21 protein-coding genes are annotated in these 25013 nt (G+C 61.9%); 9 read left to right on the forward strand and 12 right to left on the reverse strand.

The window, feature by feature from the left end; genetic code table 11:
- The first annotated feature begins 169 nt into the window (after positions 1 to 169).
- The 4 genes from H3H39_RS22990 to H3H39_RS23005 are packed head-to-tail and all read left to right on the forward strand — an operon-like array spanning position 170 to position 3730.
- Complete coding sequence (locus tag H3H39_RS22990) at positions 170 to 799, forward strand: paraquat-inducible protein A (protein WP_182156720.1); 630 nt, start codon at positions 170 to 172, stop codon at positions 797 to 799.
- On the forward strand, positions 796 to 1419 hold the full coding sequence (locus tag H3H39_RS22995) for a paraquat-inducible protein A (protein ID WP_182156721.1): 624 nt from the start codon (positions 796 to 798) through the stop codon (positions 1417 to 1419). The genes H3H39_RS22990 and H3H39_RS22995 overlap by 4 nt, the downstream gene beginning before the upstream one ends.
- Complete coding sequence (locus tag H3H39_RS23000; protein WP_182156722.1) at positions 1416 to 3092, forward strand: PqiB family protein; 1677 nt, start codon at positions 1416 to 1418, stop codon at positions 3090 to 3092. Before H3H39_RS22995 ends, H3H39_RS23000 begins: the two co-directional genes overlap by 4 nt.
- Positions 3089 to 3730 (forward strand): PqiC family protein, encoded by a 642-nt coding sequence (locus H3H39_RS23005; RefSeq protein ID WP_182156723.1) that lies wholly within the window; start codon positions 3089 to 3091, stop codon positions 3728 to 3730. Before H3H39_RS23000 ends, H3H39_RS23005 begins: the two co-directional genes overlap by 4 nt.
- 24 nt (positions 3731 to 3754) lie before the next feature.
- On the opposite strand, the gene H3H39_RS23010 is transcribed toward H3H39_RS23005, so the two are convergent.
- Entirely contained in the window at positions 3755 to 5686 is a 1932-nt protein-coding gene (locus tag H3H39_RS23010) for a putative bifunctional diguanylate cyclase/phosphodiesterase (RefSeq protein WP_229218200.1), read from the reverse strand.
- A 305-nt stretch (positions 5687 to 5991) separates the two neighbouring features.
- Here H3H39_RS23010 and H3H39_RS23015 point away from each other — a divergent pair, with 305 nt between their 5' ends.
- Entirely contained in the window at positions 5992 to 7047 is a 1056-nt protein-coding gene (locus H3H39_RS23015) for a GGDEF domain-containing protein (protein ID WP_182156724.1), read from the forward strand.
- A gap of 220 nt (positions 7048 to 7267) precedes the next feature.
- On the opposite strand, the gene H3H39_RS23020 is transcribed toward H3H39_RS23015, so the two are convergent.
- Positions 7268 to 7663 carry a winged helix-turn-helix transcriptional regulator gene (locus H3H39_RS23020; protein ID WP_182156725.1) on the reverse strand — a complete coding sequence of 132 codons (396 nt, stop codon included), beginning with the start codon at positions 7661 to 7663 and terminating at the stop codon, positions 7268 to 7270.
- Positions 7664 to 7760: 97 nt separating this feature from the next.
- Here H3H39_RS23020 and H3H39_RS23025 point away from each other — a divergent pair, with 97 nt between their 5' ends.
- Complete coding sequence (locus H3H39_RS23025) at positions 7761 to 8615, forward strand: SDR family oxidoreductase (protein WP_182156726.1); 855 nt, start codon at positions 7761 to 7763, stop codon at positions 8613 to 8615.
- Between the two features lie 1365 nt (positions 8616 to 9980).
- The gene (locus H3H39_RS23030) at positions 9981 to 10625 is read left to right on the forward strand and encodes a TetR/AcrR family transcriptional regulator (RefSeq protein WP_311196971.1); all 645 of its coding nucleotides are present in this window, start codon (positions 9981 to 9983) and stop codon (positions 10623 to 10625) included.
- Here the strand turns inward: H3H39_RS23030 and H3H39_RS23035 are convergent.
- From H3H39_RS23035 to H3H39_RS23055, 6 genes are all read right to left on the reverse strand, one after another.
- A complete protein-coding gene (locus H3H39_RS23035) occupies positions 10590 to 11063 on the reverse strand; it encodes a MaoC family dehydratase (RefSeq protein ID WP_182156728.1) in 474 nt (157 codons plus the stop codon). The two genes, H3H39_RS23030 and H3H39_RS23035, sit on opposite strands and share 36 nt — an antisense overlap.
- A gap of 4 nt (positions 11064 to 11067) precedes the next feature.
- Positions 11068 to 12261: an acetyl-CoA C-acyltransferase gene (locus tag H3H39_RS23040; RefSeq protein ID WP_182156729.1), complete on the reverse strand. Its 1194-nt coding sequence runs from the start codon at positions 12259 to 12261 to the stop codon at positions 11068 to 11070.
- Positions 12262 to 12277: 16 nt separating this feature from the next.
- Positions 12278 to 12412, reverse strand: coding sequence for a hypothetical protein (locus tag H3H39_RS28225; RefSeq protein ID WP_255462711.1), 135 nt, complete (start codon positions 12410 to 12412; stop codon positions 12278 to 12280).
- Positions 12413 to 12433: 21 nt separating this feature from the next.
- Positions 12434 to 14092 carry an AMP-binding protein gene (locus H3H39_RS23045; protein ID WP_182156730.1) on the reverse strand — a complete coding sequence of 553 codons (1659 nt, stop codon included), beginning with the start codon at positions 14090 to 14092 and terminating at the stop codon, positions 12434 to 12436.
- A gap of 14 nt (positions 14093 to 14106) precedes the next feature.
- Positions 14107 to 14835: a nitroreductase gene (locus tag H3H39_RS23050; RefSeq protein WP_182156795.1), complete on the reverse strand. Its 729-nt coding sequence runs from the start codon at positions 14833 to 14835 to the stop codon at positions 14107 to 14109.
- An 84-nt stretch (positions 14836 to 14919) separates the two neighbouring features.
- Positions 14920 to 16248, reverse strand: a complete 1329-nt coding sequence (locus H3H39_RS23055) for an MFS transporter (protein WP_182156731.1) — start codon at positions 16246 to 16248, stop codon at positions 14920 to 14922.
- 601 nt (positions 16249 to 16849) lie between these two features.
- Here H3H39_RS23055 and H3H39_RS23060 point away from each other — a divergent pair.
- On the forward strand, positions 16850 to 17305 hold the full coding sequence (locus H3H39_RS23060) for a cache domain-containing protein (RefSeq protein ID WP_182156732.1): 456 nt from the start codon (positions 16850 to 16852) through the stop codon (positions 17303 to 17305).
- A 177-nt stretch (positions 17306 to 17482) separates the two neighbouring features.
- On the opposite strand, the gene H3H39_RS23065 is transcribed toward H3H39_RS23060, so the two are convergent.
- Positions 17483 to 19084: a tannase/feruloyl esterase family alpha/beta hydrolase gene (locus H3H39_RS23065; protein WP_311196966.1), complete on the reverse strand. Its 1602-nt coding sequence runs from the start codon at positions 19082 to 19084 to the stop codon at positions 17483 to 17485.
- A 464-nt stretch (positions 19085 to 19548) separates the two neighbouring features.
- Here H3H39_RS23065 and H3H39_RS23070 point away from each other — a divergent pair, with 464 nt between their 5' ends.
- Complete coding sequence (locus H3H39_RS23070) at positions 19549 to 19953, forward strand: hypothetical protein (RefSeq protein ID WP_182156733.1); 405 nt, start codon at positions 19549 to 19551, stop codon at positions 19951 to 19953.
- A gap of 71 nt (positions 19954 to 20024) precedes the next feature.
- On the opposite strand, the gene H3H39_RS23075 is transcribed toward H3H39_RS23070, so the two are convergent.
- The 3 genes from H3H39_RS23075 to H3H39_RS23085 form a co-directional block, all read right to left on the reverse strand.
- A complete protein-coding gene (locus H3H39_RS23075) occupies positions 20025 to 22859 on the reverse strand; it encodes a TonB-dependent receptor (RefSeq protein ID WP_182156734.1) in 2835 nt (944 codons plus the stop codon).
- Between the two features lie 90 nt (positions 22860 to 22949).
- Complete coding sequence (locus H3H39_RS23080) at positions 22950 to 23888, reverse strand: carbohydrate kinase family protein (RefSeq protein WP_182156735.1); 939 nt, start codon at positions 23886 to 23888, stop codon at positions 22950 to 22952.
- Positions 23885 to 25012 carry an ABC transporter ATP-binding protein gene (locus H3H39_RS23085; RefSeq protein ID WP_182156736.1) on the reverse strand — a complete coding sequence of 376 codons (1128 nt, stop codon included), beginning with the start codon at positions 25010 to 25012 and terminating at the stop codon, positions 23885 to 23887. Before H3H39_RS23085 ends, H3H39_RS23080 begins: the two co-directional genes overlap by 4 nt.
- Between the last annotated feature and the right edge of the window lies 1 nt (position 25013).

The following is a 25013-nucleotide window of genomic DNA, read 5'->3' on the forward strand; positions in this document are numbered from 1 at the left end:
CCAGCGTGCGCGCACGGCGCGCCTCAAAACAATTGACACGAGTGTCACTCTGACTGTATTGTCACCCTAAACCGAGCAAACACCACATGACCGCGCCATACCTGGCGGCACCCCCTGCTTTCAGACAGACCCGGCCCCACGGATGCATGGCCGAACCAAGATGCGACGCATGAAAATTTTCCCAAATCTGGTGGTATGCGAACACTGCGACAGCGTGTACCGGCGGCCCACCCTCGCGCCGCGCGAAGCGGCACATTGCACCCGTTGCGATGCTGTCCTGTACCGGGCCAGCCACCTGGATCTCGATCGCTGGCTGGCGCTGACCGTGGCCACGGCCATCGTGTTCGCGATCGCCAATCTCTGTCCGGTCATCCGCATCAGCATGCAAGGGCTGCACAACGAAGCGACCCTCTGGCAATCGGCCGCGGCGCTGGCGCATGGACCGGCCGCGCCCATTGCCCTGCCGGCTGCGCTGGCGATCATCGTGGCGCCCCTGCTTCAGATCAGCCTGCTGGCCTGGATACTGGTGCACGCCCGCGCCGCCCGCCGTGCGCCGGGCTTCGCGCGCGCGATGCGGATGCTGGTGGCCATGCGGCCGTGGAGCATGGTCGAGGTAGGCATGCTGAGCATCCTGGTGGCCGTCATCAAGCTCGCCGGCATTGTTCAGGTGACGCCCGGCGCCGGCATCTGGGCCACGGCCGGGCTGATGGTGTTGCTCCCCCTGATCGCCAACCGCGACATCCATTGGCTGTGGCACCTGACCGAGCCCGCAACGTCGGGCAAGGCGGGCCACCCATGAGCGGGCATCGCCGCGCGTACCAATTGGGCGTCGTGGCTTGCCACGCCTGCACCCTGGTCTGCGAGGACACCGGCGGCAGCGGCGCACATGCGCGCTGCCCGCGCTGCGGCGCGGCACTCCACCGCCGCCGGCCCGACAGCATTGCACGCGCCTGGGCGCTGCTGCTCGCCGCCGTGATCTGCTATATCCCGGCCAATGTGCTGCCCGTCATGCATACGAGCATGCTGGGCAGCGCCAGCGACAGCACCATCATGAGCGGCGTCATCCAGTTCTGGCACCACGGCGCCTACGGCATCGCGCTGGTGATCTTCATCGCCAGCATATTCGTACCCTGCACCAAGTTCCTCGTGCTCTCGCTGTTGCTGGCCACATCGCAACGGCGCAGCGGCTGGGCCAGGCGCGAGCGCGCCCGGCTGTATCGCCTGGTCGAGCTGATCGGCTACTGGTCAATGCTCGACGTGCTGGTGGTGGCGATGGTGGCCGCGCTGGTCAAGTTCCAGGCGCTGAGCGATGTCGAGCCGCGCGTGGGCATCCTCTTTTTCGGCATGGTGGTCATCCTGACCATGCTGTCGGCCATGCATTTTGATCCCCGATTGATATGGGACGGTGACAAAGAATGAAAGATACAAACCTGGAACTCGAACCGGCCCACCCGGCCGTTATCCGCCGCCGCCGGCTCCCGCTGGTCTGGCTGGTGCCGGCCGTGGCGGCGCTGATCGGCCTGTCGATGCTGGTGCATGCCTGGCTCTCGGCCGGAGCGGAGATCACCATCGCCTGCCGCACGGCGACGGGACTGGAGGCAGGCAAGACCCCCGTCAAGTACAAGGGTGTGACGGTGGGCGAGGTGAAATCGGTCGCCCTGAGCGACGACGGTTCGCACGCCATCGTCATCGTGGCCCTGGACAAGAGCGCAACCAGCCTGACGCGCCGGGACACACGCTTCTGGGTGGTGCGCCCGCGCGTTGGCACTGGCGGCATATCGGGCCTCGACACCTTGCTCTCTGGCGCCTACATCGCGGCCGACGTCGGCACGGCGAAGGTGTCCGCCGGCGCGTTCACGGAACTGGAAACGCCCCCCACGGTGGTGGCTGGCACGCCCGGCAAGTCATTCACGCTGCACGGCGAAGACCTCGGTTCGCTCGACATCGGTTCGTCCATCTACTACCGGCGCATCCAGGTGGGCCGGGTAGCCTCCTACAAGCTCGATGCAGATGGCAAGAGCGTCAATCTGCAGATTTTCATCGACGCGCCCTACGACCGTTTCGTCACCACCGACACCCGCTTCTGGAATGCCAGCGGAGTCGACGTTTCCCTCGGCGCGGACGGGCTCAAGCTCAAGACGCAATCGATGGCGACCATCGTCGCCGGCGGCATCGCCTTCGCCGCGCCCGACCGCAGCCAGGGCAGCGCCGCCGCCGAACACGCCGAGTTCGTGCTGGCCAAGGACCAGGAAACGGCGCTGGCGCCGCCCGACGGTCCCGGCCAGTACATGCAACTGCGCTTCGCCCAGTCCCTGCGCGGCCTGACCGTGGGCGCGCCCGTGCTGTTCGCAGGCGTAACCCTCGGCAGCGTGGTGTCGATGAACCTGGACTACGACCAGGACAACCGCCGCTTCCCCACCATGGTCGGCATCGTCGTCTATCCGCAGCGGCTCGGACCGGTGCTCGACATCCTGAAACGGGAACGGGACCGGGGCGGCGACAGCGAGCAGCACGTGGCGCAGTTCCTTCAAAAGATGGTCGAGCATGGCCTGCGGGCGCAGGCTTGCTCGGGCAACTTGCTGACGGGGCAGCTCTATATCTCGCTCGATGTCGTGCCGAACGCGCCCAAGGTGGCGTTCGACGTGAATGCCCGTCCGCTGGCCGTGCCCACCATCGACGGCACCTTTGACCGGGTACAGGAGCAGGTGGCCAGCATCGTCGGCAAGATCGACAAACTGCCGCTCGCGTCCATCGCAAACCATCTCGATACGGCGCTGGCGGGTCTGGGCGACACCCTGCGCCAGGTCAACGGCCAGGTCCTGCCCGAGACCACGCGCACCCTGGTCCAGGCGCAGCAGACGTTCGGCGCGGCGCAAGGCATGCTGGCCGACGATGCGCCGCTCCAGCAAGACCTGGGCCGCACCTTGCAGGAAGTGCAGCACGCGGCCCGTTCGCTGCGCACGCTGACTGAACTGCTCGGGCGTCACCCGCAGTCCCTGCTGCGCGGCGTACCGGACGATGCGCCAGCTGGCGCCGTCCCTGCCCGCCAGCCCACCACCACCACCACCACCACGAAGGAGCCACAGCGATGAAACGCATGCTTCGCCTGTTCCGGCTGGCCGCCGTTGCCGGCCTCGCGGCCTGCTCGTCAACGCCGCTCCATTACCACACCTTGCTCGCGCCTGCCGGACAAGGCGCCGCGGCCGCGCAGCCGGCGCCGTTCCTGATCGAGGTCCTGCCAGTGGGCATCCCGGTCCAGCTGGACCAGCCGCAACTGGTCGTGCGACAAGGCGACAGCAGCATCGCGCTGCTCGAAGGCGAACGCTGGGCCGGGCCGCTGGACGACGAAGTGCGCGCGGCGCTGTCGGCGAACCTGACGCAACGCCTGGCGACGCAGGACATCGCCGGTCTGGCCCGCCCCGGCGACAAACCAGTCATGCGGATCAAGCTCCAGGTGCGCCGCTTCGACATCTGGCCCGGCCAACGCGCCCAACTCGACGCCGACTGGAGCCTGGGCCTGGCAGACGAGGCGGGCCATGCCCGGCTCACATGCCGTGGCCGGTTCGACATGGCCACGCCGGGCGGGTATCCGGCGCAGGTGCAGGGTCAGCAGCGCCTCATCGCCGCACTGGCGGACCGGATCGCCGCCGACGCACGGGCCTGGTCGCGGTCGCGCCAGGCCGGCTGTTCCATCATGCCATCCACCGCCGGGGCGATATCAGGCGGCTGACAGACTGGGCGCGGTGTGGGTCGTTCAGGCTGGCGCAAGCCCGTTCTGCGACCAGGTGCTATTCCACGCCTGGCATTGCGCAGCCGGCATGGGCATGCTGATGAGATAGCCCTGCGCCACATCGCACTTCAGTGCCACCAGCCGGTGCCAGATCGCCGCGCTCTCCACGCCTTCCGCCACCACCGTCAAGCCCAGGTTATGGCCCAGCTCGATGGTGGACGACACGATCGTCGCCGAATTACCGTTGACCACCATCGGCATGACAAACGACTGGTCAATCTTGACCCCGTCGACGGGCAGCTTCTGCAAGTAACTCAGGCTGGAATAGCCGGTGCCGTAATCGTCGATGAACAATTTGACGCCCAGTTGTTTCAAGTGGATCAGCGTTTCCAGGCCGGCGGCAGGATTGGCCATCAGGGCACTTTCCGTCAGCTCGAACTGGATCAACTCGGGCGCGATGCCCCAGGTCGCAAACAGTCCCCGGATGCGTTCGGTCAGCCGGGGGTCGTACAGGTCATGCCCCGACAGATTGATCGCCAGCGGCCAGTCCAGCCCCGCTTCATGCCACGCGTAGATCTGGCTGAACGCGGCCTCCAGCATCCAGTTGGTCAGCGGGGTGATCGTGCCCGCTTCCTCGGCCAGCTGGATGAATTCGGCGGTGCGCACACTGCCATGTTGCGGGTGTTGCCAGCGCACCAGCGCTTCGGCACCACACACGCGGCGCGACGCGATATCGACCTTGGGTTGGCAAAACAGGCGCAACTCGTGCTCCCGGACGGCACGGTGCAGGTCGCCCATGAGCGCCAGGCGCCGCATGTGCTCCTGCTCCTGTCCGCCGGCGTAGATGGCGTAACCGCCACTGGCCAGATTGGCCTGATGCATGGCGACGTTGGCGCGCCGCAGCAAGGACTCCGCATCGTCGGCGTGGCCGGGAAACAGCGCGATGCCGATGGCGACCCGGGGGTCCAGCGTCAATTTGGCGACCTCGACCGGCTCGCGCAGCATGGCCAGCAAGCGCTGCGCGACCTGTTCGGCATAGTCGGCGCCGCCATTGGGCAACAGCAGGGCGAACTCCGCTTCGCCCACCCTGGCCAGGATTTCGTCGGCCTGGATCTCGGCCGACAGGCGCCGGCCCAGCAGTTGCAGCAATTCGTCGCCCGCGCGGTAGCCTAGCACCTTATTAATTTCGCGGAAATGCCCTACTTCCAGCTGCAACAGCGCCAATGAATGGCGCTGCCGCTTCGCCGACGCGATGGCCGCCTCCAGCACCTCGACCAGCTGGGTGCGATTGGGCAAGCCGGTCAGCGCATCGAAATATGCCAGCCGGGCGATGGTTGCTTGCGCCTCAAGCTTCTGGATATGCGTGCGCAGGTTGGCCACACCATAGGCCAGGTCATCGGCCAGCTCGCCAAGCAGCTTCACTTCCGCTTCATCGAAGGCATCCGCTTCCGCCGCCGCGATCCCCAGCACGCCAACGACTTGTCCTTCGATGTGCAAAGGGAATGCGGTAAAGGAGGCAAAGCCTTGCTGCAGCAACATGGCACGCATGTCAGCGAAGGGGAGCGCATACTGGGGGTCGTCAATGTGCTTGCCAACAATGGCCTGGTCCGACCGAACGCAATCGCCGACCAGGTTACGGCCCTCCGGCGTATCGGCCCACGTGTAGAGGTGAGGTTCAAGCAGGGCAATGTCGATGCCCGCACCGGCCATCCAGCGCAGGCGCTGCGTTTCATCGTGCTCCGCGTAGGCGACGCTGGCGGCAGCATAGCCGCCCGTGTCGACGATCACCCGGCACATTTCATGCAGCAATGCCTGCTCATCAGCCATACGCAGCAGCGCCCGGTTGCCGGCACTGAGGGTTCTGAGGGCGCGGTTCAGCCGCACCAGCTCGCGCTCGTGCTGCTCCGGCATCGGCGCTGGCGCGCCCGCGACTGGTTCGTCCGCAGGATCAGTCATCCATGCCACTCCCACATATTGACTACCTAACAATTATACGCCGCACGACGGCCATGATGCGCCACCGTTCGCACAGCGCGCGAGCGCGTCGTCGGCGCCGGCGCCGGCGCAGCCAAGGTCCCCTGCCGAGCAGCTAAGCCAAAGCGGCCTCAGAGCGCCAGGCAAGATGGTTCGCAGATGCCGCTTGGCATTTGTTATACTTACCCACCCCTTGCAGCATTCAATTCCCGGTCCTTGCCTTGGGAAGTATTCATTCTGCGGGGACGGACTATTGTCAGTCAGCGCCAGCCGGGGAGTCGGTCGCCATGAGCTTTCAAAGCGAAGGGGATAAGAACATCGACGGAACAGACGACTTGCATCGGTTCGTTCTCAAGTTCCGGCCGACCATCATCATCATCCAGGCAATTTTCGGACTGGTCTTTGTCGCGTTAAGAATTTGGCCGCTTGCGGCCCTCTTCATGCTCGTCGCCATACTGCATTTCTACATGATGCGCTGGGACGATCGGCATGCGAATCAGTTAGTCAACAGTTCGCCCTGGATGTGGGTGCTCTATCTGTTGCAGTTGCTTTTTTCTGTCGTCCTGATCGGCCCTGCCCCGGGTTTTCAGTATTACATGATCGCGACGATACCGGCCCTGTTCAGCAGTACACAATGGCCTCTTTCAGCAAAGATTTTTCAGACCATCGTGATCGCCCTGTTCTACATAGCCTGCGATGTGATATTGACGACCTGGACGCCGATCTATCCCCTGCCCCTGCACACTGCCGAACTATTGCGTAATGTGAACATCATCGGTACCTGTGCGACTACAGCCGTTGTTTCCTATATGTTGTCCTGCACCGTCAAACAGGCTGAACAAAGGCTGAAGAGCCTGGCCGCCACGGATGCACTCACTGGCCTGCTGAATCGCCGCAGGATGACGGAGTCGATCGAGAAAGAATATGCCCACACCCGTCGGGTATTTCGCCCGCTTGCATTGATTATTTGTGACATAGACCGATTCAAATCGATAAACGATCGCTACGGGCACGATGGCGGCGACCGGGTGCTCAGGGAAGTGGGCAAACTATTCAGGAGCTTGCGGGACTACGACAGCGTGGCGCGCTGGGGCGGGGAAGAGTTCATCGTGCTGCTGCCCGATGCGGATCTTGGTATCGCCATGAACGTGGCGGAACGCTTGCGGACCGGCGTGGCGGAATCGGTCATTGCCATCAACGACACCCCGGTCCCGGTGACGATGACCTTCGGGGTCGCTCAAATTCATCCCGGCGAAACCTGGCAGTCAGCGCTCGCCCGCGCCGACCAGGCGCTGTATCGGGGCAAGGAAGGTGGGCGCAACCGGGTGGTGCTCTCGTCTTGAATTTCCTGGTGTAGGTCGGCGAGCCGCCAACTGCGGCAGAAGTACACAAAAGCGCGCGCTAAGCAATTGATGTTTCGATTGTTTCACGGACCAGCATAGTGCGATACCATCAAAAATACCGTCAATATAAGATAGCGCCAAATCGACTTTTCAAGCATTCATTTTATCCATTTCGAATGCACACCGCACAGCGGCGTCGCCTGGACGCGCACCGCCCCCTTCAGGCACCAACCCTCGCCGCCTGGATGCGCGGGAAATTCTCCTCAATCCAGTCGACCAGCACTTCCAGGCGCTCAGCAATTTCACGCCCCATCGGGGTAAGAGTGTACTCGACATGCGGCGGAATCACGGGAAGGGCATGACGTAGCACGAAGCCGTCGCCGACCAGCGCATCGAGTGTTTGTGCCAGCATTTTTTCGCTGACGCCGCCCACTTCACGCCGTAGTTCACTAAAGCGATGCATGCCGCCCAGCAGCACCACCAGCACAAGCACGCCCCAGCGGCTGGTTACGTGGCTTAACACTGCACGTGAAGGGCAAGCGGCTGCCAGCAATTGTCCGCGCTGCGCCGCGTTGGCTTGTGCCAGCGCGCCACGCAAGGTCTTCGAATTGGTCATGATTTGGCCCAGGTACTTACTAAAATGTACGTACTTACAAATAGTAAGTATAGACGCTAGTATGGCTTACCTCAACCAGTAACGAAAGGACCGCATCATGATCGCCATTACCGGAGCCACCGGCCAACTGGGCCAGCTTGTCATTTCGGGCTTATTAAAAACCGTGCCGCCATCGCACATTGCCGCCATCGTTCGCAATCCTGCCAAAGCGGCCAACCTGGCCGCTTTGGGTGTCAGCGTACGCCAGGCAAGCTACGACGACGAGGCGTCGCTGACCGCCGCTTTCCAGGGCGTGGACAAAGTGCTGCTGATTTCATCGAGCGAAGTCGGGCAACGGCTGCCACAGCACAAAAATGTCATCAAGGCGGCGCAACGCGCCGGCGTCGGCCTGCTGGCCTATACCAGCCTGCTGCACGCGACAGGTTCACCATTGGCACTGGCGAGCGAGCATGTCGCGACGGAAGAATTCCTGCGCGCATCCGGCCTGCCCTACACCATCTTGCGTAACGGCTGGTATGTCGAAAATTACACCGGCAACCTCGCCGCCGCGCTGGCGCATGGCGCCATTCTTGGCAGCGCGCAGGACGGCCGCATTTCCGCCGCCGGGCGCGCCGACTATGCCGCCGCCGCAGTGGCCGTGCTGACCGCCTCCGGCACGCCCGATCCGGTCTACGAACTGGCGGGCGACCAGTCCTTTTCGCTGGCGGAACTGGCGGCCGAAGTGTCGCGCCAGGCTGGCAAGCCCGTGGTCTACAAGGATTTGCCGGAGCGTGAATACGAAGCCGCGCTGCTCGCTATTGGCTTGCCTGACTGGCTGGCATCGATGCTGTCCAACTCTGATGCCGGTGCGGCACGGGGCGCTCTTGAGGACCGCAGCGGCACGCTGTCCCGCCTGATCGGCCGCCCGACCACGACGCTGGCGGAAGCCGTTACGGCAGGAATTGCCGGCTAATTATCGACACTCGCGGCAAAGTCCGGTGCGGGCTACCGAAACCAGGTTCATCGACGTTAAGCACGCTGACCACCGGCCGGTATCCGCCACCGGTAACTTATGTTTCCGGCTTCATGAAGGCGAACCGGCCGCAGGACGTTGTCACACCGGCCTGAATGGCGCCGCACGGCACACCGCCGGCGCGGCCCCGCACTGCTGCCGAACTCGTCGATCAGGTGGCCAGCGCAGCCTATGTCGCCCCCTCTAAGACACTTGACGACCAAGATGGCAACACTCCCCCTACCGAATTGTCGTGGGAGGGACAGTTGAATGACGCAATACATGCTACCCTTGGCCCAAGCTTACGTTAACGTAAACGTTAAGACGTAGTTCTACCCGAACTGCAAGCATGAGACGCCAGACAGCACGCCTGACGGAGGCGGTCGCTGCAGTGTTTTTGCAGTAAGGACGATCTGAGCCTGACCGTCCGCGCCAATTTGGCCGGATGAGAACAGCAAGCAGGTTGCGACGATGGAATAATCACCCCGCAAATATCCCGAGATGCATCCCACGTTTGAATTTGTACGCATCGCCGGCGGCTTTCGCCGCATATTAGAGACGGAGTTGGGTCAGGAACAGCTATGTGCCCGCTGCAACGAGCCCTGGCCGTTGGACCAGGAGTTCTACAACGTGTCAGGCAGTAGCTTGAGCTACGAGTGTCGGGCATGCACCCAGGAGCGTAAGCACAACAAGGCTTATTAATCCAATTGAAGTCATGCAATTGCCCTCATCGGGCCGCCGAATTCGTGCGGGTCGCCTTCTGACGGTTCAGGCGATTCAGGGCAACTCGGCCATAGATTTCGATGCATACGCCTTCGTATCGCATGGGCATCCCCTCATTAATCGTAAAAAAACATTAGGTTACGCCACCACGCCGGCCGTCGCCGTTTGACCCGATATCAGGCCGTGCCTCGGCGCAATGGAATGAACAAGGAACCCACTCCCACCCCAGTTCGGTTCGTATCTGCGCCATTTCCGGCAAAAACTGCGCAACTCTTCGGCGCAGCAACCACGCCCGTATTTGCTCTTTAGACGGTTGACTAACGATGCACATGGTGTCCCTCGCAGATGGGTGGTGCCGCATTGGCCTCCATGAAGGCGTAGAAGCGCACCAAATATTTAATAGAATACATATTCACTTAAGGCTACGGTGGATTATCCTTTTTGTCAAAAATTTCTTTGCGAATTTCCATCGGGAGTTGCAGCCACGTCACGGGAGGCGATCATGAGCCATCGCTCGCTTAAGAACGGATGCGGAGACGGCAATGTGTATAATGTGCCGTAGGATATTTTGATGGGGGCATTGTGGCTGCAGAAATAAACTTGGTGGATATACCAACTTCCGGTCGAAAACCACGTATTCGTCACCGGGGGCCGGACAAGTACCCGTTGATACTGAAGACCGCGCGGCACCTGGTTGCGACACACGGATTCCGTGACGTCCAGATGTCAGCCATCGCCGAAGCCGCTGGCATAGCGATCGGTACCCTGTATCGGTACTTTCCGGCAAAAACCGATTTGATGATCGAGGTGGTGGCCCTGACCGCCCAGCGGGAAGTCGACGTCGTCGCCGGCGTCGCCATGAGCGAGGGCACGGCCGCCGAACGCCTTGGCGCCGCAGCCTGGACCTTCGCTAATCGCGCGCTGCGTGGCCGGCGGATGGCCCATGCACTGGTGGCGGAACCGGTGGAACCCGAAGTGGAAGCGGCCCGCCTCAAATACCATCGCGCCTTGGCCAGGGTATTCATGACGATCATCGAACAGGGTGTACGCTCGGGCGAGTTTCCGGAGCAAAGCGTGCGCGCGTCCGCCGATTGCATCGTGGGATGCTTGTTCGAGGGTCTGGTCAGCCCATTGGCAACGGATGCGGTCTCGGACGATCCGAGCCTGACCGAACATGCCGTCGCGATCATCAGCTTTTGCCTGCGCGGCGTGTCAGGCGGGCCGCTCTCCTTCGTGCCGCAATCCTAGCGCGCCCGGTGGCGCTTCAAGTTGAACGCCCAGCCTCACCGTGCCGGTGGCCTGGACGCACGGTTCGCCCTGCTCATCGTACACACCTCCACGCAACGCCACCGTCTGGACCGCGCCGCGCGTCATCGATACCGCGACCACCTCCCACTCGATTCGAGTCTGCGTGCCCATGAATACCGGCCGGCGGAAGTCAACGGTGAAAGAGCGGCCCACGACTGGGTAATTCCTGGCGAAGTGGCTGGCGGCCAAGCCCAGCAGCAGCGCCGTGGTATGCGTGCCACTGACAATCAGTCGGCCATAGCGGCTGCGCTCCGCGATGGCCTTGTCGTGGTGCAGTGGATTTGTGTCCCCGGCAGCAATTGCGAAAGCCCGCGCCTCCAATTCATTGAACTGGTGACGTTTCGAAAATCGTTCGCCGACGATAACAAGCCCTGTCATCTGCCTAGAACATTTCTACTGCCAACGCAGTCGCTTCACCGCCACCGATGCACAGGCTGGCAACACCGCGCCGCAGGCCATGTTTCCTCAACGCCCCCAGCAGCGTCACCACAATACGGGCGCCCGATGCACCGATGGGATGGCCCAAAGCACAGGCGCCGCCGTGCACGTTGACCTTGGCTGGATCGAGCTTCAGGTCATGGATGACGGCCATAGGGACAACGGCGAAGGCCTCGTTGATTTCATAAAGGTCAACACTCCCGGCCGTCCATCCGGTCCTGCCGAACAGCTTGCGTAGGGCGGCAACCGGGGCCGAAGGGAACTCCGCAGGGACGCCGGCATAGGTGGCGTGGCCAACAATGCGAGCCAGCGGGGCAAGGCCAAGTTGGGCCGCTTGCGAGGCCCGCATCAGCACCATGGCCGCCGCACCGTCCGAAATGGAAGAGGAATTGGCGGCGGTGACCGTGCCATCCGTCTTGAAGGCAGGCTTCAACATCGGAATCTTCTCCAAATTGACTTTAAATGGTCCCTCGTCACGATCGACCAGCACATCGCCTTTGCGGCCTGCCACGGTCAGCGGCGTGAGCTCCCAATTAAAGCTGCCATCGCCGCAGGCCTTGATAGCGCGCGTGGTCGACTCGATGGCATATGCATCCTGTGCTTCGCGGGTAAACCCATAGGTGGCCGCGCACTCCTCGGCAAAAGTTCCCATCAGGCGGCCGCGCGTCGGCTTGGAATAAGCGTCCTCCAGTCCGTCCATGAACATGTGGTCGATGACCTGACCATGGCCGAGGCGCTGGCCTCCCCGTGCCTTCGGCAAGAGGTAGGGTGCGTTCGACATCGACTCCATGCCACCGACCACCACCGCCCCGTGAGAGCCGGCCAGGATACCGTCATGTCCGAGCATGGTCGCCTTCATGGCGGAGCCGCAAACCTTGGAGATCGTGGTACAGCCGGCGGCAAATGGCAGGCCGGCGAGCAAGGCGGCCTGGCGCGCCGGCGCCTGCCCTTGGCCGGCCTGCAGCACGCAGCCCATCAGCACCTCCTCAATCAGGTCGGCGGTGACGCCGGCGCGTTCGACTGCCGACTTGATCGCAGCGGCCCCCAGCTCGGCGGCGGTCAGGTTGGAGAATGCGCCTTGAAAAGAGCCCATCGCGGTACGGGCGCAGGAGACGATAACAATCGGATCGTGTGACATTGCGTTTTCCTATCAGTTATTTAGCGGCCATGCGAATGCCACCATCCATCCGGATGACTTCGCCGTTGAGGTATTGGTTGGCAAAAAAGTGCGCAGCCCCCAAACCCGAGCCGGCGCCGGTCACCATGAATACCTTGTCCTTGATTTGCATCGATCATTTTCCTTTTCATTTTCAAACATTACCGCGCGGCGCTGCGATCGCCTCGCGGCTGCCAGCCTGCTCACGCAACAGGAACTTCTGTATCTTGCCGGTGGCTGTCTTCGGCAATTCACCAAACACCACGCGGCGCGGGCTCTTGAAGTGTGCCAGGCGTTCGCGACAGAACGCGATCACCTCGGCTTCGCTGACCGGCGCCACATCCTGTTTCAGTTCGACAAAGGCGCAGGGCACCTCGCCCCATTTCTGATCCGGCTGCGCCACCACGGCGGCACTCAGTACGCCGGGGAACCGGTACAGCACTTCCTCCACTTCGACCGACGATATGTTTTCCCCGCCCGAGATGATGATGTCCTTGGAGCGGTCGGTGATCTGCAGATAGCCGTCCGGATGCACCACCGCGATATCGCCGGTGTGGAACCAGCCGCCCGCGAAGGCCGCGGCGGTCGCGCCCGGATTCTTCAGGTAGCCCATCATCACGGTGTTACCACGGAACAAAATCTCACCCGACGCCGCGCCGTTCGCCGGCACCGCTTCCAGCGTGTCGGCGTTCGCGACGCGAAGTTGTTCCAGTCCGGCGGCGCGCACGCCTTGACGGGCTTTCACACGGGCCTGCTCGTCCGGCGGCAGGGCCGTCCAGTCTTCCTGCCAGGCGCAACTCACCGGGGTGCCGGAAACCTCGGTGATGCCAAAGACGTGGTCGACATCGAAGCCCATGGCGTCTACCGCCTCCAGCACGGTGGCGGGCGGTGGCGAGCCGGCCGTCAACACGCGCACCCGGCGCGCCAGTTGAGGACGCTCGGTCTGAGGTGTGCTGGCGATGCCCGCCAACACGATGGGTGCGGCGCAAAAGTGATCGACATCATGTTCAGCGATCGCGGCGAACACATTGGCCGCCGTGACCTTGCGCAGGCAGACGTGCGTGCCGGCAGCCGCCGTGATCGCCCAGGTGAAACACCAACCGTTCGCATGGAACATCGGCAGCGTCCACAGATAAACAGGCGCGCGCGGGAGCGGCCAGTTGGTCATCTGCAGCAGGCTCATGAGATAAGTGCCCCGATGGCTCGGCACCACTCCCTTTGGGTCCCCTGTGGTGCCCGAGGTGTAGTTCAGCGCGATCGGCGACCACTCGTCCGTTGGCCAACGCCCCGCGAAGGCTGGATCGCCGGTGGCCAACAAGGATTCGTAGTCGGTCTCGCCGATGGTCGGGCCTTCGGGCGCCAGGTGGTCGTTGATGTCGATCACGCGCGGCGGGCTGGCCATCCCCTGGAGCGCCGCCGTGACCAGCGGCGCGAACTCGCGGTCCACCAGCAGCAACTTGCATTCGCCGTGCCGCAGGATGAAGGCCACGCCTTCCGCGTCGAGGCGGCAGTTGATGGCATTGAGCACCGCGCCGGACAAGGGCACGCCGAAGTGGGCCTCCAACATGGCGGGCGTGTTGGGCGCGATGATGGACACCGTGTCGCCGGCCTGGATCCCCAGTCCCACCAGCGCGGAGGCAAGACGGTAACAGCGCTCGCGCGTCTCCGCCCAAGTCTGACGGAAGGCGCCATGCACAATAGCGGCGCGCTGCGGATAGATATCGGCCGTGCGATCGAGGAACGCGAGCGGCGTCAAGGGAACATGGTTGGCCGGATTCTTGTCGAGGCCGTGTGCGTAAGCGGATGCGCTCATTTCTGTCTCCATTATTATCGTTGATGAAAAGTCGTGAATTCCTCCACCGCCACACGGTTGGTAACGAGTGAATTCTCAACGCGGCTCGTATCGGCGTAACCGAGGCTCATACCGCAGACAAACATTTGCTGGTCCGGAATGTCCAGTTGCTCGGCAATGACTTGGTGAAACGCGTTAAAAGCCGCTTGAGGGCAGGTGTCCAGCCCCCGCCCCCGTGCCGCGATCATGATGTTCTGCAAAAACATGCCATAGTCGATCAGGCTGCCCCGCCCCATATGACGGTCTATTGTGAACATCAACCCGACCGGCGCCCCAAAGAAGCGGTAGTTGCGACCGTGCTGGGCATGCATGCGGGCCTTGTCGCCTTTTTCGATGCCAAGCAAGCTGTAAAGATCCCAGCCGACCTTGCGTCGCCGGTCGATATAGGGTGAAATCCATTCCTGCGGATAGTAGTCATATGGTTCATCAAGCGCGGCCATCCGGGAAGGGTCCTCATAAACCCTCAGAATTGCCTCGCTTAAGCGTTCCTTCGCCGCCCCTACGACAACGTGGACATGCCAAGGCTGAGTATTCACCCCGGATGCGCAATACCGCGCCACGTCCAGAATCGCCGTTACATCATGGCTGGAAACCGGCGTGGGCAGGAAGGCACGAATCGAGCGGCGGGTGCCGAGCGCCCAATCGACCGTCCTTCGCAGTTCGCCGGCCGCCACCTCCGGCGGCGTCGCTAATCGTATATTCATCATTCATCGTCCAAGCAAAAAAATCTTCGTTCGGCGCCGCCGAGTTTTCGTCATCGGGCGGCCCGAGCATCGCCTCCCCACCCGCTACGCGGCGGCGGCATTGTTCACCGAATCGCATAAGCGGTGATTGATCAACACCACCGAAATCATTCCCAGCAGTCCGGCCAATCCGATCGCCATGAAATTTTGCTCCAGGGGTAAATTCAAGGCGACCAATGCGCCGATCATGATGGGCGCCAGTATCCCGCCGGCCCGTCCGATTCCCGAAGCAAAACCCACGCCGGTGGAACGGATGGCCGCCGGATAGAAGGCGGCCGCATAGGCATAAGCGACCAGCTGCGTACCGAGGGTGGTCGCGCCAACGATGAAAACCATCACGAACAGCAGTTCGGAGGACTTGACGAAACCCATGAGTGTCAGGGAAACCGCGCCAACCGCGTAGAGGCTCACCAATACATACTTGATGTTGAAACGATCACCTAGCCAGGCGCCGCCGAGCGCGCCAACGATGGCGCCGATGTTGAACACCAGTATGAAATTCAGTGCCGAGCCCAGGCTGTAGCCGGACAAGGCCAGCAGCTTGGTCAACCATGAGCTGAGCGCGTACACCATGAACAACCCAAAGAAAAAGGCGATCCAGATCATGACGGTGCTGAAGCCACGCCGATCGTGAAAGAGTTCGAGGACCGGCGCGCGATTGGCGCCGAGATTGGCCGATGCAACAAATTGCGCGCCGGACGGCAAGGTGTAACCGGGGACGATCTTGCCAACCAGCTTGCGCAGGTCCGCGCCGCGATCACGCCTGATCAGGTAGGGAACCGATTCCGGCATCGTCTTCAGGATCAAGGGAATCAGCAAGACCGGAAGACCGGCGACATAAAACACGGACTGCCAGCCGAAGTCCTGGATCAGTTGTTTCCCCGTCAAGGCGACCAGGATGCCACCCACCGCGTATCCCGCAAATACAATCGCCACCAGGCGCGTTCGGATCGACACCGGCGCGTATTCGCCCATCTGCGCCGCCGCGATGGGCAACACGCCGCCGATACCCAAGCCGGCGACAAACCGCGTCAAGCTGAACGTCAGCGGATCGTGCGTCAGGCCGGCGGCGGCGGTGAACACGCTGAACAGGCCGATGCAAAACACCAGCATGCGCGGTCGCCCCAGCCTGTCGGCGAGTGTCCCGAAGAACATCGCCCCGAGCATCATCCCAAACAGCGCCGAACTCGCCATAAAGCCGGCCGTGGTGGCGGTCACGCCCATTTCCTTCATGATCAGGGGCAGCGCCGCCCCGACCACCGCGAGATCGTAGCCATCCAGCACCAGGATCAGAAAGCACCAGAACAAGATCAAGCCGTGATAACCGTTGAATTTGGACTCATCAATGATTTTTTGGATATTTATGGTAGACATCTCATTACCTCCGGCAGGTGCGTGCGGCGGGTTCAGCCCAGGCCAGGGCCATCACCCCAGCTGACACACCAAAGGGCAGTGATTCCGAAGGGAACCGTATTTGTCTCGCACAGTAAAACGACATAACTCATCTCCTGGGTTTAGTAAGAAAGAGAAGATTCCTTCTCCTTGAGTGCTCTTTAGGCATCTTTTTAGAAAAACGGACGACCATCGATAATGGCGCCAGATCCTTAAGTGAATTCAAATTCCACTTACAAATATTAGAACCATAATTCACTTAAGTCAAGGGTAAGTTTGGCGTGTCGCCACATGCGCTTGGACTCCTAGAGTCCATGCGGTGGGCATGCTCACCGGAGCCTCCTCCCCTCTGCAACTGGGCGTATGGATAGGTTGAAGAATGAAAACGGTACCGGACACATACTGGCGGCTAGCTTATCGTTGCGCCAATGCAACAATGCTGTGAAGTGGCAGACCTTGACTTCTTGATGGAAGGAATCTACTGTTAAGGAAATTACGGTTCACTTAGAAGCCAGGGCACGCCCCACGTCGGTCTTCTCATGATCCCGAAATTACTCCGTTCTATAACCTCAATAGGTCAATCATGAAAACTCTTCTCAAGTTCCTGGTAGTGCTGTTCCTTGGCCAGATTCTCACCTCGCAAGCGTCTGATATAGGGACTGCCGATGAGGCGCTTTCCATGGTGAAAAGGGCCATCGCCCTGCTCGACAAAAAAGGAAAGGATGAAGCTTTCAAGCAGTTCAACGACACATCTGGCCCCTTCGTCGATCGGGATCTGTATATCGCGGTGCTCGATGCGAAAGGAACCATGGTGGCCCATGGGGCGAACCCTAGAATTATTGGCAAGTCGTTGATTGAAATGAAAGACGCCGATGGAAAGCAATTCATCAAAACATTGATCGACATGGCCCAAAAGAACCGGAGTGGCTGGGTGGAGTACAAATGGCCAAACCCTGTGACGAAGGTGATCGAGCCCAAGTCGACCTATGTCGAGAAATTCGGCGATCTGACTGTCGCCTGCGGTATCTATAAGAAATAACGCCCCCAAGCAGACGTAGCTGACGAATTGCAAATCTGCAGCATCACTGACTCGGCTATTGGCTACCGAAGAAAGCGGCCGTGCTTGAGCCGCTTCGTCAGCGGGAATAATCCATCGCGCCGTCCAACGTGGAAATGTTAGAGCCGGAGAGCATTTCCTCTCCGGCCTCAAACCCTGTCACGAAGGTGTGGTGCAAGTGTAATTAGCTGCCAGCTTCGCTGCGTTTACGTCGTTTGCCGGTCCCGTATAGCGTGGGTATTGCGGGTACTGGCACAATGGCCGCGTAAAGGCGACGCTGCCGTCGGCCTTGATTTTGGAGGCCGTGAGTTGGCCAGGGTCGATTCCTTGCGTAACCCACTTGTCTAACGCGGTCACCAGGTTCACCGAGTCGGCACCTGGGCCGCCAGCGCAATGATTGACACCGGGCGCCTGGTAGTAGCGTACAAATTTATCGAGCGCCGACTGCCCACCCACTGCCGTCTTCACGCTTTCATAATACGCAGTGGTTGCCCGGTGACTCAGCGCCATGTCGTTGGTCCCATGCCAGAGCATCAACTTCCCACCGTTGCTCATGAAAGGACGAAGGTCGGCATTCGTGGCACTATTAAGCGCCGCCAGCGTGAATAATCCTTGCTGGTTCGAGTCCCAATTGTAGACGAGGGAGTTTGCCTTGGAATCCCTCGCCAGATAGTACTTGACGGTGGCGTCCTGGAGCAGGAACTGAAGCGAATCGCTACCATTCCCAGTACTGCCCGTGAGCCAACTGTTCCAGCCTCCACCGAACCCCACTCCCAGGTCATCCTCATTGCCGCTCAGCGCCCATCCTTGGTACTTGTACGCGCCGTTACCGAAACTCACGGGAGTGGTCCAGGTATTCACGACCGCCAGTTGTGCGTCCGACAGGCAGGTGTCGCCAGTATCTGCTCCGGCAGGGCAGCGCAGCACACTCGGGTCGACAACGCAGGCGGACTGATTCGACACGAGCCCATCGACTATGCCATCCTTCGCGTCGCACGCGTCGCGCACCGCCTTCGCGAGCAGCGCGACTTTCGCACTCGTGAACGCGGCGCCTGGGGCGGCGATGGCCTTGGCGTTGCGGTTGAATGCCCCCGTGAATCCCGGCCAGTCGTACGCCGGCGCCCGTGCGATGATCCCGTCGAAAAGGTATGGTTCCCGTTGCGCGGCCATCAATGCTTCCCGGCCACCGTTCGAACAGCCTTCGAAATAGGCGCGTTCTGGGCCCTTGCCAAACGCAGCCTGCAACATTTGCTTCGCTACGGCAGTCACAGTCGGCACCGAACCCGGCCCGAACAAATAGGCGAGGTTCGTATCCAATGCGAACGATGCATCGACGGGAGAGCCGGCGTGACCTCCGTTGCTTTGCACGACAGCGTACCCTTCTGCAAGACCACCAGGGCCGCTAAACAAGAAGCCCTGGATCGACCCGTCATACCCACCTCCTCCGGCATACAAGAGTTTCCCGTTCCAGTTATTGGGAAGGTCCAGTTCAAGAATAAGAGAAGGCGCAATGGTAGCGCTTACCTTGCAGTAAGCCGGACTGGCTGCGACGGCATCGACCATTGTCGCCGCATCGATCGCTGCCCCGCCTATCATTTTCCCTTTGAGCGTCTCGCAGGCTTTCTGGGCTGTCACGGAGGACGTCTGCGAAGCAGACAACTGGTTCCCCGGACTGTCGCTACCGCCGCAGGCTGCAAGCCCGAGGGCGGCGAACACGGCGAGCGTAGCGGCCGCGTGAGGATGTGTAGAGCGATGGTGCACTATTGTCTCCTTATATCATTAATAGAATGTAATTTTTATAAAAATGCAGCAATCAAGCAGAATCCGACAGCACTAACTGAATTCGAATTCTACTTTATACTAGAATTATGTTTCACTTAAGTCAAGGGCAAATTTCCTCGGGTATTCCGCATACAAACGTCGGTTGGGCAGTCCGCCTTCCTTGAGCGGCCCAATCCATCCTGCATTGGCTGTCAAAGGATGGAGTGGCCGAAGTACGGGACACCGATGGGGGCGCTGTGGGATGTTGAGGTAAGTCGTCATCAGTGCGCGGCGGCCCCAATGCGGCCGAAGAAAAATCGCCACTAGAGAATTCAGAATTCACTTACAACGCCCCGCTGCGCGGCAGAGACGCGGCATTCTTCCGTAGTCGGCAGGCCCGGGTTTGATTTTTATATTGAGCTCTGTCCAATGCTCCGAATGCCACGTCTTCTAAGGGATATGCAATGAATCTGAACGTAGCGCGATTACGGCGAGGTGAATTCGTGCTCAAGCCGATGTCGGTGGCGTCCAATTTGCACCAGGCAGTCCCCCTTGGTTGGGCCGCCCTCGACGACAGTGGTTTTGAGCGTTCCCAATCTGATCCGTCCACCTTGTCGGGCCGCCAGGTCGCCACAACTCAGATGTGGATATACATACATCTTGCCGAAGCGTCTTCCTGTCGCAAGATAATCGAGTGCGGGACGCAATTCGTCAAAATCGAATACCCGATCAACGACCGGAATAAAAAAAGGCGCGCTGTAAAGCGCGCCAAGGCCTGCGGAGGCTCCGGACAACGATCGGATAGAGGCGCCCGTTTCCGCGAACGGACTCTGCCCATGCAACTTGCCGGACCAGCCCTCCAATGCTGAAGGTCATATTGACGATCTGTCGGCGACAGGCCATGCCGGCAGATCGTCAACCATTGCCCCAATGCCTAGCGTTAGAACATGTAAGACAAGCTGAACCGTACAGTTCTGCCAAACAAGGGACGCGCTACGCCCCGGTTGCGCGTCCCATCCGGCGACAGCAGATCGCTGAACAAGGGATCACCCTCGGTGAACGACAGCTGGTTGGTCAGGTTAGCCACATGCAGATGCGCGCTCAGGCGTTCGGAAATCTGATATTGCGCGCCCGCGTTGATGATGTGGTAAGCCGGATACAACGTCACGTTGTTGTCGGTCGCCTCCGAAAAGCGCGAGCCATAGTACTGGTACTGCGCGTACAGACTGACCGGCACGCCGGTAAGGCTCAGCAGGTCATATGATGGCATCAGGTTGACCATGACTTTCGGCAGCCGGCGCGGCCGGCGGCCGTCTTCGCTGATCGGCACGTAGTGGTAGCCCGTGATCACACCCTGCGCATCCTTGTCTTCCTGTGTGATGGTGTAGTTGGCGCCCGTGACCTTGGGATTCTGCAGCACCACATTCCCCTTCAATTCCAGGCCTGCCAGCGCCGCCGGACGCCAGCTCAATTCCACTTCGGTGCCCACGTTCTGTACGCCGCGTTTGTAGAGCTGCGCGACATCCGGGCACGAATTGATCTGCGTGACGCCCCCCTGCGTTGCGCAGGACGCGGACTGGATATCCTTGTAGACATTGACCGCGCTGCGTGGCGAGAAATTATTGTAGAACACAGCCACCGAGGCGCCGAAGCCACGTGTCAAATACCGCAGGCCCATCTCATACTGGCGGATATGCTCGACCGCGCTGACCTCCACCTGCTTACCGTTGACCACCGTGGCCCCGGCGACGGCGAGGTCATTCAAGTCCTGCAGACTGGGCAAGCGGAACGAATTCGATGCCAGGGCATACACCGCCAGCGCCTTGCTGAAGCTGTAATTACCCCCCAGCGACCAGCCCAGACCATGGTAGGTCTTGTTCAGCGTGGATGGCGCGCCGGGGAAGCTGATCTCGTTATCGGCAGCCGTGTCCTGGGTCGAGCCGACCACCGTCCCGGCCGGCGTCAGGTCGACCGTCGTGTTGCGGTCGCGCCGCACCACATCCGCCTTCAGGTCTTGCCAGCGCACGCCGGCATCGATCTTCAGCTTGTTGCCCATGGTTTCCCAATGATCGAGCAGATAGGCCGCGTTGCCATCGCCATGGATCTGGCTGACGAAACCAAACCAGCCAGGCAGGATCGCACTGCCGGACGTCAGGCTCGGGCCAACCTGCTGGCCTTGGGCGTCGACAGCCGTCAACTCCACCGGCCGCGACCGCGCCGCCACGTCTGTGACCAGCAAACCGGCCTGGAAGTTGGGCGCATAGCTGTAGCGGCTCTTGTAGATGCCCATGGTCAGGTCGTGGGTACCTTGCAACTGGAACGACTTCTGAGCCTTGAGGTCGAGCGAGGTGCTGGTGGCGTCGACATTGGCGATGAACGGTACCGCGAAGTTCAACGTAGCCGTGCCGGGCACCGGCGAGCCGTCGTTCAGGTAGTGTCCGACCACGCCGGTGGCTTTGGCGTATTTACGGATAAAGTCGTCGCGGCTGATGTTGGCGAAGGCCGCGCACGGATTGCTGGCCGGGACGTTGAAGTAGCCAATCAGCTTGGCATTGTTCAGATTGCAGCCCAGCGCCGCGCCATGGGCCGGCGAGATCACGTCGTTCTGGTAACGGGCATTCAGGAAATTGGACGCCGTGGCAGTGTCATTGCCGGTAAACACGGCATTGAAGCCATTGCTACCAGTCGTATAGCGCAAGCCCGAGGACAGCTTCCAGCCATTGGCCAGTTCGTGCGAACCGCTGAGCGTGAGCATCCTGAAGTCCGGATGGATACCGTCGGCCTGGTCGATGGTGCGGCTACCGTACTCCCCCATCATATTGAAGGTGCGATTGTACGGCGACGCCGTGGTGCCATGCGCAAAGTCGATGCCCAGGGGCTGGATGGTGTCCTGCTTGATGACGGTCGGGTTGGCCGGCGTGCCGCTGGCGTTGAAGCGCGGCACGGAAATCGGCAGGTTCTGGTAGAACGCGGTGCGGTCGTTGATCAGCAGCGCGTCGGCGCGCGCCGTGGTCATGTGGTCGTCGCTGGTGTAGACCAGGTTGCCCCGTACCTGGCCGCCGCGGTCGGCGGTATAGCCGGTGTCGCGGATGCCGTTGCTGCGGCGGTAAAAGCCGCCCACCGCACCCGTCAGGTTCGGGCTGAGCGGGCCGGAAACGAATGCGTCCTGCCGGATAAAGCCGTAGTCCGCGTATTCGATCTTGTAGCCGCCGGCCAGATGGTCGCCACCGGTGCGGGTGACGTGATTGACCGTCGCACCCAGGCCGTTCGAGTACAGGATGCCGCCCGGGCCGCCCTTGACCACCTCCACGCTGTCGGTCATCAGATCGTCGCGGATGAACACGTCGTTGTTCATGAATGGCGCTTCCGGTTCCTCGTAGGCGGGCAAGCCATCGATCAACTGCGGCGCGAAGCGGTAGCCACCGGTGACGGGCAGGCCGCGCACCGTGATGTTATTGCTGGCCTCGCCCGCGCTGCTGCCCTCCGAATAGATGCCGGGGAAGTTGGCCAGCAGGTCGGCGGTGCTCATGGGCGCCAGACGCTGGATCTCTTCGCCGCCCAGGGTGTTGATCGAGAATGTCGCATTCTTCTTGGTCGTGGTCTTGGTCACGCCGGTGACGATGACGACGGCCGACGGATCCGCGCCACTGGCCTCGGCGTTTGGCTGGGCCGGGGCTGCCGCGCCGCTCTGCTGCTGGGCGAACACCAGCGCCGGCGCCAGGCATATGGCCAGTGCCGCCGAACGGGCGAGGTAACGGGTGATCGAGTAAGTCATGTTGCATCTCCTTTTATGATTATCGGCGCTCAACCGCCGCTTGGGTGATAGCTCTTGGCTGTCTAACGTTGTCATTCCTGCTTCAGTTACTTAATCGTCCGCTCGCACCTCCTCCAGCCGAGGTAAGTCCGCGCCGCGCCGGGAACAGGTGATGGCCGCCGCCCGCGCGGCAAAGCGCAGTGCCGCTTGCAGGGCCTGCCGGTCCAGCGCCTCCAGCGCAGCGCGCGTCAGCATGGCGTGCCGCGCCAGGTAGGACAGCAGCGCGGCCTGGAAAGTGTCACCGGCCCCCACGGTATCGACCACATCCACCGTCAGCGCCGGCAGTGCCAGCGGCGCCAGCGCGGCGGTCGCCGCCAGCACGCCCTCCCCGCCACGGGTAACCACCACCAGCGCCACACCGCTGCGCAGCGCCAGTTCCATGAAAGCTTGTGGCGCCAGGTCCGGGTAGAGCTGGGCGATGTCTTCGTCACTGATCTTGAGCAGATCCGTTACCGGCAACATCCAGGCGATGGCGTCGATCCAGCGCTGCCGGTCGGGCTCAATGGTCAGCCGCACATTGGGATCGAAGGCGATCAGGCTGCGACCGCGCTGGCGCGTCACCAGCGCCCGCAGCGTCGACGCCACTGGCTCCACCACCATGCAATAGGAGCCGACATGGACCGCGGCGGCGTCGGATGGCAGGGCCGCCAGATCGTCCGCCGCCACCGCCCGATCGGCCGTCGCCGTGCCGTACAGGGTATAGTCCGGCACGCCATCGGGGTCCAGGTCGACCATGACCAGCGCGGTCGGCGCCGCGGGCCGGGGCGCGCTACGGATGTCCACGCCCTCGCCTGCCAGCGTCGCGGCCAGCTTGCGGCCGAACAGGTCGGCCGACAGACCGCCAAAGAACAACGACGGCGCACCCAGTCGCGCCAACCCGATCGCCAGGTTGAACGGCGAGCCGCCGACCCTGGCCGACAGCGCGTAACCGCGCGCGTGATCGCCATCCGGGAACACGTCAAACAAAGCCTCGCCACAAACGATGATCATGCCGCCTCCGATATGCCGGACACGCCGGCGTTGCTACTGTCAGTTTCTGCTGGCACGCGCGCTTCGATGCGCTGCCCTGCCTGATCGAACACGTGCACCTTGCCGGCGGCCGGGCTGACCCGCCAGCTGCTGCCGGCAAGCGGCGGCTCGTCCTGCACCACCACCATCAACGGCCGTTCCAGTCCGGCCACGCCGAGATGAACATACGATTCCGCGCCCAGCCGCTCGACCAGCAACACTTCCCCCTGGATCGCCCCATCCGCATCAGGCACCAGGTGTTCGGGCCGGATGCCGACCGTGACGGCCACCGGCGTCGCCCCCTCTTCGGCCGCCTGCCAAGGCAGGAATGCCTCGCCGAGACGCAAGCGCCCCGGCGCCAGCGTGCCGGCCAGCAGATTCATCTTCGGGCTGCCGATGAAGCCGGCCACGAATACGTTGGCGGGCCGCTCGTACAGGTGCATCGGCGCGCCGATTTGCTGCACTCCGGCCGGCCCCAGCACGACGATGCGGTCCGCCAAGGTCATGGCTTCGACCTGGTCGTGCGTGACGTAGACCATGGTGGCGGCCAGCTGCTTGTGCAGGCGGGCGATCTCCACCCGCATGTCGGCGCGCAGCGCCGCGTCCAGGTTCGACAGCGGCTCGTCAAACAGGAAGGCGCGCGGTTTGCGCACGATGGCCCGGCCGATCGCAACGCGCTGGCGCTGTCCGCCCGACAGTTGCGGCGGCCGCCGCTCCAGCAGGTGCTCCATCTGCAGCATCTTGGCCACGGCGTGCACCGCCGACTTGATCTCGGCCTTGGGTGTGCGCGCCAGGCGCAGGCCGAAGGCGATATTCTCGAATACGCTCATGTGGGCGTATAGCGCGTAGCTCTGGAACACCATCGACAGCCCCCGCTTGGCGGGCGGCGTATCGTTGACGCGCTCGCCGTCGATGCGGATTTCGCCGGCGCTGATTTCCTCCAGCCCCGCGATCATGCGCAGCAAGGTGGACTTGCCGCAGCCGGACGGGCCGACCAGCACCACGAATTCGCCGTCCGCGATGGTGAAATCGACGCCTTGCAGAATGTAGCGTGCGTCCTTGCCTGGGTAAGTCTTGCCCACGCCCTGCAATGTGATGGTTGCCATG

Source organism: Rugamonas apoptosis (genome assembly GCF_014042355.1).
Taxonomy (GTDB): Bacteria; Pseudomonadota; Gammaproteobacteria; order Burkholderiales; family Burkholderiaceae_D; genus Rugamonas; species Rugamonas apoptosis.